Raw genomic sequence first — 10,869 nt, forward strand, 5'->3', positions numbered from 1 at the left:
AGGCGGCTGGCCAGACGACATTCGTCTGGAAGTTCCTCGACACGGTCGAAACCGTCGACGACCACACGCTGAAAATCCGGTTGAAACAACCCTTCTCCGAGTTTCTGCGGATGCTGGCACAAGGCGGTAGCGGCTCGACCGCAATCATCAGCCCAACCGCGCTGAAGACCTACGGCGACGACATCGCCGACCACCCGGTGGGCACCGGGCCGTTCAAGTTCAAGGAGCGCATCCGCGGTGAGCGAATCGACCTGGTGCGCAACGACGATTACTGGGGCACCGTTCCGTCGATCGACGGCGTGGTGTTCCGGCCATTGCCCGACCCATCGGCACGCACGGCCGCACTACGGTCCGGGGACGTCGACATGATCGCGGTACCGAATCCGGACAGTATCGACAATCTGGTGAAGGAGGGTTATCAACTCTCCGAGGGTATTCCGCCCCACATTTGGTACTTGTCCTTCAACATGAAGGACCAGTACACCGCGAAGCGTGAAGTGCGTGAGGCGATCAATCTTGCGATCGACCGCGAGGGTATGGCGCAGGACCTGTTGCGCGGCTCGGTGAATCCGGCGTTGGGAGTCCAGGCACTGTCGGCGGGCGGCTACGTCGAACGCAAGGACGCCTACCAGCGCAATCTCGATAAGGCCCGGCAACTGTTGGCGTCGGCGGGCCTGCCGAACGGATTCCAGACCACGCTGATCACCTCGACCGATGGTTCCGGCCAGATCATGCCCTCGCAGATGGCGGAGTTCATCCAACAGAACCTCGCGGAGATCGGCATCAACCTCAAAATCCAGACCCAGGAATGGATCTCGTATTTGGGTGTGTGGGCGCGGGGTATGCAGGGCGGCGTCGGCATGGCGCAGATGTCCTGGGGGATGACCAGTCCGTACTGGCTCTACATCGCCACATCGTCTCAACTGCAGGCGCCCAACGGCCCGAACGTCGGCTACTACGCCAACCCCGCCCTGGACAAAGCGATGGACAATGCGATCACCGCGCTTGACCCCGAGGAAGCCGACAAGTTCTGGCGCCAGGCGAACAATATCGTCACCGATGACAGCGCTCTGGTCCCGATCGTCAACGACAAGGCCCCCTACATGCTGGCCCCCTACGTGTCCGGTTTCGTCTCGGCGAGCGAGGAGTGGTACGACCTCACGAATGTGAGGCTCGAACAATGACCCGGGTCATCGGAAGTCGACTGTTCTCAACACTTCTCGTGCTGTTCGGTGTCGCCCTGATCGTCTTCCTGCTGCTGCAATTGGTGCCGGGCGATCCGGCTGTCACCATCCTTGGCTCGGGGGCGACCGCTGAGACGGTGGCTGCGTTGCGGACCGAACTCGGCCTGGACCGGTCGCTGCCGGTGCAGTTCTTCGACTACCTCGGCGGACTGCTGCATGGTGATCTGGGCCGGTCGCTGACGATCAACGCTCCCGTCACCGACATCATGATGCCCCGGTTCGCGAACACGCTCATCCTCACCGGTGCCGCGCTGGTGCTGTGCATCGTGATCGCCGTTCCGCTCGGCGTCATCGCCGCCCACAAGCAGTACGGCATCTTCGACCGGGCGTCGATGATGATCTCCCTTGCCGGTGCCAGCGTTCCGGTCTACTGGTTCGGACTGCTTCTCATCGGCATCTTCGCGATCAACCTCGGTTGGCTCCCCACCTCCGGCATGTACAACCCGCGCTTTCCAGGAGGTGGGGGCGATCTCCTCGCGCACCTCCTTCTACCTGCCATCGCCGCGGCGATGGTGCCGCTGGCGGTGATCGCCCGGATGACCCGCAGCGTGATGATCGACATCCTCCAGCAGGATTACATCCGCACACTGCGCGCCTCGGGGTTGTCCACGAGTTCGGTCCTATGGAGGCATGCCCTCCGTAATGCGTTGCCTCCGATCGTCAACATCGTCGGCCTGCAGGTCGGCTACCTCCTTGGTGGCGTGGTGTTCGTGGAGGTCGTCTTCGGCTGGCCCGGTCTTGGCCAGCAGCTCTACACGTCGATCACCCAGCGTGACATCCCGGTCGTGCAAGCCGGTGTGTTGTTCATCGCGCTGGCCTTCGTGGTCATCAACCTCGTCGCCGATGCGGGGGTCGGCCTGCTCGATCCCCGGACCAGAAGGAAAGTCGAAGCATGAGTGCAGTCACCGAGGCGGTCGGCATGGGCCGCTCACTGGTCCGGGACCGCCGTACCCCGGCCGGCGGACATGCCCCGGTCAGCACGCAAACGCAGAAGCCGCAGTGGCGTTTGGCAGTTCGCGCCTTCAGTCGCGACAAGATGGCGGTGGTGTCGCTGATCGTCCTGGTGCTCGTGGCGTTGGCAGCGATCTTCGCGCCGTTGCTGACGCCATACAGCCCGATTGCGGGCGACCCGGTCAATCGGCTGGCCGGTGTCGGCACGGACGGTCACTTCCTCGGTCTGGATGGCCAAGGGCGTGACATCTGGACCCGTCTGCTGTACGGCGGTCGCAACTCTCTGACAGTCGCGGTGGTCCCTGTACTCGTGGTGTTTCCGCTGGCTCTGATGATCGGTCTGTTCGCCGGATTTCAGCGCAGCCGGGCGGGTGGGACCCTGATGCGGGTCCTCGACGTGCTATTCGCCTTTCCGTTGGTGCTGCTCGCGATCGCCCTGTCCGCAGTGTTGGGCGCGGGCCTCGGCAACGTGATGCTGGCGATCGGCATCACGTTGATCCCGTACATGGCCCGCGTCGCGTACACCGCGACCGTCGGCGAAGCGTCGAAGGATTACATCGAGGCGGCGCGCGCCTACGGTGCCAACCCGCTGCTACTGATGTTCCGCGAACTCATGCCGAACGTCGTCGTCCAGTTGCTGGTGTATGCGACGACACTGTGCGGCTTGATGATCGTGGTCGCATCCGGTCTGAGCTTCCTCGGTGTCGGCGTCATCCCGCCGACCCCGGACTGGGGCATCATGACCGCCGACGGCAAGAACGTTCTCCTCGAAGGCATTTACCACGTTGCTACCGTTCCCGGACTCCTCATCCTCGTCGTTTCGCTGGCCTTCAATCTGGTCGGCGACGGGGTCCGTGATGCACTCGACCCCCGAAAGCAGACCAGCTGATGACCAATCACAACGCACTCGACGTCAAGAACCTGTCCGTCGACTTCCACACCGACGCCGGAGTCGTGCGGGCGGTGAAGAACGCGAACATCTCCGTGCGGGATGGCGGAATCCTCGGTCTGGTAGGGGAATCGGGTTCGGGTAAGTCCGTCACCTCGATGGCCGTGCTGCGGCTGCTCGGCACCAGTCGAGCCAGGATCACCAGCGGCGAGATCCTCTTCCGCGGGGAGAACCTGCTCGACAAGACGGACAAGGAGATGCGTGCCATCCGCGGGCCGCACATCGGGTTGGTCTCGCAGAACGCACTCTCGGCGCTCGATCCATCGTTCACCATTGGTGCGCAGCTCGTGGAAGTGATCCGGCTGCATCAAGCCGTGGACAAGGCGACGGCGCGAGTGAAGGCGCTCGAGGCGCTAGAACTGGTCGCACTTCCCGAGGCGAAACGCAGAATGAAGGCCTACCCGCACGAACTCTCCGGTGGCCAGCGCCAGCGCGTGGTCATTGCGATCGCACTGTCCTGCCGGCCGGAGTTGCTCCTTGCCGACGAACCGACCACCGCACTCGATGCCACCGTTCAGAAGCAGATTCTCGACTTGCTGATCGACATCAATTCCGAGCTCGGCACCTCGATCCTGCTGATCACTCACGATTTCGGCGTGGTTGCTCACGTGTGCACCGACGTCACCGTCATGCGCCACGGGGACGTGCTCGAATCCGGGACCGTGGACGAGGTCTTGAACCGGCCGAAGCACCCCTACACGCAGGGGCTCATGCGAGCAGTGCCACGCCTGCACCCGGACGACGACGTCCGATCCCTTGCCCGCGCGGACCGGCGTCTGTTCGAGTTCCACGGTGACACGACGAAGGAGAAGGCCAATGTCGCCTAGCCTTCCGTTGATCTCGGTCACTGAGCTGAAGAAGGTCTTCGCCGTGCGCGGTGAGGACGGAAGGCGTAGCGGTTTCGTCGCGGTGGACTCGATCAGCTTCGACATCGAGCGCGGCGAGACGTTCGGCTTGATCGGCGAGTCCGGTTCCGGCAAGACGACCACGGGGCGCATGGTGATGGGGCTCGAGAAGCCGACGTCGGGGTCGGTCGCGTTCGACGGAAACGAGCTCGTCGGCCTCTCCGATCTGGACATGCGCCGATACCGGCAACGGATCCAGATCGTGTTCCAGGATTCGGGTTCCGCGTTCAATCCCCGGCGCGGTGTCGGTGCACAGATCTCATATCCGCTCAGGCGCTTCCGGGCGGTATCGACAGCCGAAGCGCGGAAGACGACACTGGATCTTCTGGACCGGGTGGGGATGCTGCCGTCGCATTACGACCGCTACATCCACGAGTTCTCCGGTGGGCAACGGCAGCGCCTCGGTATTGCCCGCGCTCTGGTGAGCAAACCGGACTTCGTCGTCCTCGACGAACCCACGGCGGCGCTCGACGTGTCCGTTCAGGCGCAGATCCTGAATCTGCTCAAGGATCTTCAGCGTGAACGCAAGCTGACGATGCTGCTGATCACCCACAACCTCGCCCTCGTCGAGCACATGTGTGAACACGCCGGCGTGCTCGACCGCGGTGAGCTCGTCGAAACCGGGCCGGTGGATCACCTTTTGACCAATCCAGGCACCGGCATCACCCGCAAGCTCGTCGACGCCGTACTCGAACCGGAACTCGCAGCAGCAGCTAGGTAAGGGGGACAGATGACTGAAATGCTGACCAAGCAAACAATTCCCGAGCTCCGCGACGGAATGACCCAAGGCGACCTCGACCCGGTCGACCTCGTACGCGGCGCGCTGGCGCAGATCGCGCACACCGAGGACAAAGTGCAGGCGTTCGCCGCCGTCTTCGCCGACGAAGCCCTGGCCGTCGCGCAGCAGCAGCGGGAAACGGGAGCAACAGGACCGCTGTCGGGCATTCCCGTCGTGGTCAAGGACATCTACGACGTCGGCGGCTACCGCACCGGCAACGGGTCCCTCGGCGCCCCTGAACACCTGGCGGCGGAGGACTCCGAGGCGGTACGACGGCTCCGGCTGGCAGGTGCGATCGTCCTCGGGAAGACCACGACGCACGAATACGCCTACGGCGTCAACACCCCGCCGACACGCAATCCCTGGTCACTGGACCGGATTCCGGGCGGCTCCAGCGGCGGCAGCGGGGCGGCCATCGCCGCGGGAGTGGTAACGGCCGGTCTCGGCACCGACACTGGAGGATCGATCCGCATCCCTGCCGCGCTGTGCGGAGTTACGGGCCACAAGCCTACCTTCGGCATGGTGAGCCGCCGCGGGGTCAGTGCCCTCAGCTCAACGCTGGACCACGCCGGACCGTTGGGCCGTACAGTCGACGACACCGTCGCGCTGCTCGAAGTGATCGCTGGACACGACCCGGGAGACCCCTACAGCAGCAGCGCCCCCGTCCCGGACTTCCGCAGCGAATTCGATCGTGGCTTGGCGGGTCTGACGATCGGTGTCGCCGAGTCGTACTTCTGCGACCGGCTGGCCCCCGACGTCGCTGCCACGTTCGAGAACGCTGTCCGCACACTCGAAGGCGCAGGCGCGACGATCCGACAAGTCGAGTTCGCCGCCGTCGAATTGTGCCCGCACGTCGTCGATGTCGTCTGTGGGGTCGAGGCGGCCGCCTGGCATGCGACGCAGATCGGGATGAGCCCCGACAAGTTCGGTGCCGACGTCCAAGACGCGTTGGCTGTTGGTGCCGCCTACACCGGAGTGGACTACTTGGAGGGGCTGCGGGCCCGCGCCGCCGTCATTGCCGGGATGGAGGCGGTGTTCGACTCCGGCATAGACCTACTGGTGTCACCGACCATCGCGATGACCGCGCCGCCATACGGAGCGAAGGAGGTTGAGTTCGGCGGCAGCACGGTCCGGATCCTGGACGGCATCAACGCTTTGACCGTGCCGGCGAACGTGACCGGGATGCCGGCACTGACGGTGCCTGGCGGCTTCGGCAGCGACGGTCTGCCGGTCGGCCTGCAGCTCATGGGCTGCCCCGGCGCGGACGCTACCGTGCTGGGTGCCGGACGAGCCTTCGAGGCGCTCGCCGGTGTCGTGGACGCTTTACCTACCCTCTGACCCCCCACCAACAGGAGACCACATGTCCGACAACGAGTCCGTTCCGTCAAAGGCCGATGTGGCTGCGGTGTTCGACTACGCCGGCCTGACCGTCCCGCCCGATCGCCTTGAGGCGAACTACGAGACCTACTCGTCGACGCTGGCCTTGATCCGGCAGGCCTCGGTGGCGGGGCTGGGTGAAACCGTCCCGGCCGTCGGCTTCAAAGCCAACTGGGACTGAGTCAACCAGGACTAGGCCAACCGGCACTGAGCAGAAGGGCATACCGTCATGGAACTGTACGAACTCACGTTGATCGAAGTCGCCGAGAAGATCCGGACCAAGGAGGTCTCGCCGGTCGAGGTGACCCAGTCGTCGTTGACCCGCCTCGAGGAGGTGGAGCCCAGCCTGACCGCATTCGTCACCACCACACCGGAGCTTGCCCTCGAACAGGCCAAGGCGGCCGAGAAGGAAATCGGCGACGGGCACTACCGGGGACCCCTGCACGGCATTCCGCTCGGCGTCAAGGACCTGTACGACACCGCCGGGGTGAAGACCACCGCCAGCTCGGCGCAGCGCGCGGAGAACGTGCCGGACGTCGACTCGGCGTCCGTCGCGAGACTGTACGGCGCGGGAATGGTGCTGATCGGCAAGACCCACACCCACGAATTCGCCTATGGTGCAACGACCCCCACCACCGGAAATCCATGGGCGCCGGACCGCACGCCGGGCGGCTCCAGTGGGGGATCGGGCGCCGCGGTCGGTGCGGGTGTGGTGCACGTCGCGCTTGGCAGCGACACCGGCGGATCGATCCGGATCCCTGCGGCGTTGTGCGGCACCGTCGGACTCAAGCCGACGTTCGGCCGCGCCTCTCGCGTCGGAGTGGCATCGCTGTCGTGGTCGCTCGACCATGTGGGGCCGTTGAGCCGCAACGTGATCGACGCGGCGCTGGTGATGGCCGCGATGTCGGGGTATGACCGGCGCGATCCCGGCACGGTCGACATCCCGGTGCCCGACATGGTCAGCGGCATCGACGGCGGTGTGGTCGGGAAGAAGATCGGCATTCCCACCAACTATTACACCGAACAGCTCGACCCCGAGGCCGCCGCGGCCGCGCAGAAAACCGCCACCCTCCTCGAGAGGCTCGGCGCGCAACTGGTCGAGATCACCATCCCAATGGCCGAGCACGTCATCCCGACCGAGTGGGCCATCATGATGCCCGAGGCCGCCGCCTACCACCAGGACTGCCTGCGGGATTCGCCGGAGAAGTTCACCGACGAGGTACGCACACTGCTCGAGACCGGGGCCGCGGAGCTGGCCACCGACTACGTCAACGCGCTGCGTCTGCGAACTCTGATCCAGGCGGCATGGAAGGAGATGTTCTCCGCCATCGACGTACTGCTGGCCCCCACCCTGGTAGCTCCGGCAACGCTGCGTTCCGACCCGTTCATCACCTGGCCGGACGGCAGCGTCGAAGCCGCGACCGCTGCGTATGTGCGCTACTCGGCACCGGCGAATGTCACGGGACTACCCTCGCTGTCGGTGCCCGCGGGTTTCACGTTCGAGGGTCTTCCGCTCGGCGTGCAGATCGTCGGGAAGCCGTTCTCCGAGCCTGAGATCCTGCAGGTCGGCTATGCGCTGGAACAGAACTCGGACGCAGTGGGCAAGATCGCCTCGGTCGTCGCCACGGCCGCGTAAGGATGCGGATCCTCGACGGCATCGTCGGGTGGGCCAGCGACGGTGCCGTCGACGGTCGGCTCCACGAGCTGCGCCACCAGCAGGCAGTGGAATACGTGCACCTGGACATCCACGACCTCGACCGCAAGCGACTGCGGGTGACCTCGGACGCTGGTGTCCACTATGCGGTGGTGTTGCCCCGGGACACGGCGCTCGCCGACGGGGCCGTTCTGCTGCTCGAGGCCGATCGCGCCGTGGTGGTGCGCGCCGGGGTGCCGCAGACTCTGATGCTTCGGGCCACCGATCTCGCAGCGGCGCTACGGCTCGGCTTCCTCGCAGGCCACTTGCACTGGAAGACTGACCAGCACGACGACGTCCTCCTGGTGCACGTGGAGGGTCCGGAATCCGACTACACCTCGCGGATCGCCGAGCTGCTCGCCAGCGGGCGGATCCAGTCGCTCGATGATGCGCTGCCGCATGACTGATCTCGGGCAATTGCTCGCCGCAATCCGGTTCGGGGACAGCGCATTCCCTTCCGGCGCGTTTGCCTTCTCGTCGGGATTGGAGGGAGCCCACCGTGACGGGCTGGTGCGCGACGAGGACGGTGTCACCGCGTTCGCCGCGGAACAGCTCGAAGGGCGATGGCATCGGTGTGACCGGGTGCTCTTACGTCGAGCGTGGTCGGAGCCGGATCCGACTGGCGCGGACGCCCTCGCCGAGGCCGTGTCCACGATGTCGGTGCTACGTGAGGCGTCCCGTCGCGCCGGTGCGGCCACGCTCGCGACCTTCGCAGCGTTGGTCGATTCCGACTCCCATTTCGGTGTAGCCGACTACCGCTGCCAGGTACTCGCCGGGACCGCACACGGGCACCTGCCGGTAGCCCAAGCAATCTGCTTGCGTGCCGCAGGACTGACGCTTGAGACGGCGGAGACCGTCGCGGCATGGCAGGTGATGTCCGGGATCACCGGTGCCGCCGTACGTCTCGGCATCGTCGGACACCTCGGCGCGCAGCGCGTGTCGTCCGCGCTGACCCCGCTGCTGCTCTACGTGCTGGGGTGCGAGCCGCGCGGCACGCCCGCCGGGTTCACCGCTTATGCCGACATCGCCGCCCAGCGTCGCGGCGGCGGAGTGCGGCTTTTCGCCAGTTGACCATACGCATGCCAAGGAGTTCGCCGTGAATCTGACGCCCACCGAGATCGAGCGCCTCGTCCTCTTCGCTGCGGCCCAGATGGCGCGGCGTAACCTTCGCGAGGGCATCCCGCTGAGCCATCCGGAAGCGGTGGCCCTGCTCGTTGACGAGGTGATGCTCGGGGCACGCAGGAACATGGCCCACGACGAGGTGATCGATCATGCCGCGGCGCTGCTGCGCGCGGATCAATGCGAGCCGGGGGTGCCTGACATGATTCGCATCGTGACGCTGGATGCGCCCTTCCCCGACGGAACCAAGCTGGTGACGCTGATCGACCCGATCAACCCGCACGAGAACGATATTCGGCCCGGCGAGATCATCGTCGGTGACGAGCCGGTCGAACTGTTCCCTGGCGCCGAGCGGACATCGCTGACCGTCGTCAACCGTGGCGACCGGGACATCCAGGTGCGCAGCCAGTCGCACTTCTTCGAAACCAACTCGTCGCTGGACTTCGACCGCCGCGCCGCATGGGGCCACAAGCTGGACGTGGCGTCCGGCGCAGGCGTCCGGTTCGAGCCAGGTATCCCCGTCGACGTGCAGCTGGTCCCGATGGGCGGCGCCCGTGTCGTCCAAGGATTCTCGGGTGTGGTCAACGGGCGACTCGACGCTCCCGGGGCGCTCGATGCGGCGCTCGCCACGCAGAACGAGGGGTGAGGGCACCATGACATCGATCGATCGGCAGTCGTATGCCCGCATGTTCGGCCCCACCAAGGGAGACCGGATCCGGCTCGCGGACTCCGAGCTCTTCGTCGAGGTCGAACGTGACCACACGGTACCCGGTTACGAGTTGCTCAGCGGCGCAGGCAAGTCCGTGCGTGACGGCGAAGGCTACCAGCCGTCGGCGAAGCACTCGGACGGTGCGCTCGACCACGTCATCATGAATGCTGTGATCATCGACGCGGTGGCCGGGATCATCAAGGCGGACATCGGTATCCGTGATGGCAGGATCGTAGGGATCGGCAAGGCGGGTAATCCGGACACCATGCCGGGCATCACTGCCGGAATGGTCGTCGGCACCAGCACGACGCCGATTCCCGCGGAGGGCATGATCGTCACCGCCGGTGCGATCGAGACGCACGCGCACCTGATCTCGCCGCAACAGACCGAGCACGCCTTGTCAACGGGCACGACGACCCTCATCGGCGGATCACTGGGACCGTCGTTCGAGGTCGCCACCGGAGGGCCGCGCAACCTCGGGCTGTTCCTGAAGGCTGGCGAGTACACACCGATGAACTACGTGCCGTTCGGGCGCGGCTCGTCGGATCCGGCCGCGGTACTCGAAATGGTGGCCGCCGGAGCGGGGGCCGTGAAGATCCACGAGGACTTCGGGGCCTCGCCCGCGATCATCGACATGACGCTCGTCGCCGCTGATTCCGCCGACTTCGCCGTGCACCTGCACACCGATTCGATCAACGAGTTCGGGTTCTCCGAGAAGACGATGTCGACCATCGGTGATCGCACCATCCACCTGTACCACGTCGAAGGCGCGGGCGGCGGGCATGCTCCCGACCTGATCCGGTGCGTCAGCTACGACAACGTCATCCCTGGCACCACGAATCCGACCAATCCCTATACGTTGGGCGGGCTCGACGAGGGTGTGCCGATGACCATGCTGGCGCACCTGATGAACTGGGAAGCACCCGAGGACATCGCATTCGCCGAGGCGCGGATCAGGCCGCAGACGATGGTGGCCGAGGACTTCCTGCACGACATGGGGGCGATCTCGATCTTCGGCAGCGACACCCAGGGCATGGGGCGGGTCGCCGAGAACATCGCCAACTGCTGGCAGCTCGCTGCGGTGATGAAACAGCGGGTTGGGCGTCTGCCGGAGGAGGCCACCCCCGCTGCCGACAACGAACGC

Annotated in this window: 12 protein-coding genes; all 12 read left to right on the forward strand. The window is 65.6% G+C overall.

Annotated features, from left to right (window positions below):
- On the forward strand, positions 1-1,184 hold a 1,184-nt coding region (locus tag QOI01_RS15190), incomplete at its 5' end, for an ABC transporter substrate-binding protein (protein ID WP_526382258.1).
- Positions 1,181-2,140, forward strand: coding sequence for an ABC transporter permease (locus QOI01_RS15195; protein ID WP_526382260.1), 960 nt, complete (start codon positions 1,181-1,183; stop codon positions 2,138-2,140). The genes QOI01_RS15190 and QOI01_RS15195, both read left to right, overlap by 4 nt.
- The gene (locus QOI01_RS15200) at positions 2,137-3,084 is read left to right on the forward strand and encodes an ABC transporter permease (RefSeq protein WP_526382262.1); all 948 of its coding nucleotides are present in this window, start codon (positions 2,137-2,139) and stop codon (positions 3,082-3,084) included. Before QOI01_RS15195 ends, QOI01_RS15200 begins: the two co-directional genes overlap by 4 nt.
- Positions 3,084-3,971 (forward strand): ABC transporter ATP-binding protein, encoded by an 888-nt coding sequence (locus tag QOI01_RS15205; RefSeq protein WP_526382264.1) that lies wholly within the window; start codon positions 3,084-3,086, stop codon positions 3,969-3,971. Before QOI01_RS15200 ends, QOI01_RS15205 begins: the two co-directional genes overlap by 1 nt.
- On the forward strand, positions 3,961-4,770 hold the full coding sequence (locus QOI01_RS15210; protein ID WP_526382266.1) for an ATP-binding cassette domain-containing protein: 810 nt from the start codon (positions 3,961-3,963) through the stop codon (positions 4,768-4,770). The genes QOI01_RS15205 and QOI01_RS15210 overlap by 11 nt, the downstream gene beginning before the upstream one ends.
- Before the next feature lie 9 nt (positions 4,771-4,779).
- Complete coding sequence (locus tag QOI01_RS15215; RefSeq protein WP_526382268.1) at positions 4,780-6,165, forward strand: amidase; 1,386 nt, start codon at positions 4,780-4,782, stop codon at positions 6,163-6,165.
- A 22-nt stretch (positions 6,166-6,187) separates the two neighbouring features.
- Positions 6,188-6,385, forward strand: coding sequence for a hypothetical protein (locus tag QOI01_RS15220; protein WP_526382270.1), 198 nt, complete (start codon positions 6,188-6,190; stop codon positions 6,383-6,385).
- A 48-nt stretch (positions 6,386-6,433) separates the two neighbouring features.
- Entirely contained in the window at positions 6,434-7,840 is a 1,407-nt protein-coding gene (locus tag QOI01_RS15225; RefSeq protein ID WP_526382272.1) for an amidase, read from the forward strand.
- A gap of 2 nt (positions 7,841-7,842) precedes the next feature.
- Entirely contained in the window at positions 7,843-8,304 is a 462-nt protein-coding gene (gene ureE / locus QOI01_RS15230) for an urease accessory protein UreE (RefSeq protein WP_526382274.1), read from the forward strand.
- Positions 8,297-8,968 carry an urease accessory protein UreF gene (locus QOI01_RS15235; RefSeq protein ID WP_526382276.1) on the forward strand — a complete coding sequence of 224 codons (672 nt, stop codon included), beginning with the start codon at positions 8,297-8,299 and terminating at the stop codon, positions 8,966-8,968. Before ureE ends, QOI01_RS15235 begins: the two co-directional genes overlap by 8 nt.
- Before the next feature lie 25 nt (positions 8,969-8,993).
- Positions 8,994-9,662, forward strand: a complete 669-nt coding sequence (ureB, locus tag QOI01_RS15240; protein ID WP_526382278.1) for an urease subunit beta — start codon at positions 8,994-8,996, stop codon at positions 9,660-9,662.
- Between the two features lie 7 nt (positions 9,663-9,669).
- A partial coding sequence (locus tag QOI01_RS15245; protein WP_526382280.1) for an urease subunit alpha occupies positions 9,670-10,869 on the forward strand: 1,200 nt, incomplete at its 3' end.

Source organism: Mycobacterium sp. (genome assembly GCF_032162605.1).
Taxonomy (GTDB): domain Bacteria; phylum Actinomycetota; class Actinomycetes; order Mycobacteriales; family Mycobacteriaceae; genus Mycobacterium.

Excerpts from the sequence above, each read along its gene's own strand:
- QOI01_RS15220 (WP_526382270.1), top strand. The coding sequence starts at position 6,188 with ATGTCCGACAACGAGTCCGTTCCGTCAAAGGCCGATGTGGCTGCGGTG.
- QOI01_RS15205 (WP_526382264.1), top strand. The coding sequence starts at position 3,084 with ATGACCAATCACAACGCACTCGACGTCAAGAACCTGTCCGTCGACTTC.
- QOI01_RS15200 (WP_526382262.1), top strand. The coding sequence starts at position 2,137 with ATGAGTGCAGTCACCGAGGCGGTCGGCATGGGCCGCTCACTGGTCCGG.
- QOI01_RS15225 (WP_526382272.1), top strand. The coding sequence starts at position 6,434 with ATGGAACTGTACGAACTCACGTTGATCGAAGTCGCCGAGAAGATCCGG.
- QOI01_RS15195 (WP_526382260.1), top strand. The coding sequence starts at position 1,181 with ATGACCCGGGTCATCGGAAGTCGACTGTTCTCAACACTTCTCGTGCTG.
- QOI01_RS15235 (WP_526382276.1), top strand. The coding sequence starts at position 8,297 with ATGACTGATCTCGGGCAATTGCTCGCCGCAATCCGGTTCGGGGACAGC.
- ureE (WP_526382274.1), top strand. The coding sequence starts at position 7,843 with ATGCGGATCCTCGACGGCATCGTCGGGTGGGCCAGCGACGGTGCCGTC.
- QOI01_RS15215 (WP_526382268.1), top strand. The coding sequence starts at position 4,780 with ATGACTGAAATGCTGACCAAGCAAACAATTCCCGAGCTCCGCGACGGA.
- QOI01_RS15210 (WP_526382266.1), top strand. The coding sequence starts at position 3,961 with ATGTCGCCTAGCCTTCCGTTGATCTCGGTCACTGAGCTGAAGAAGGTC.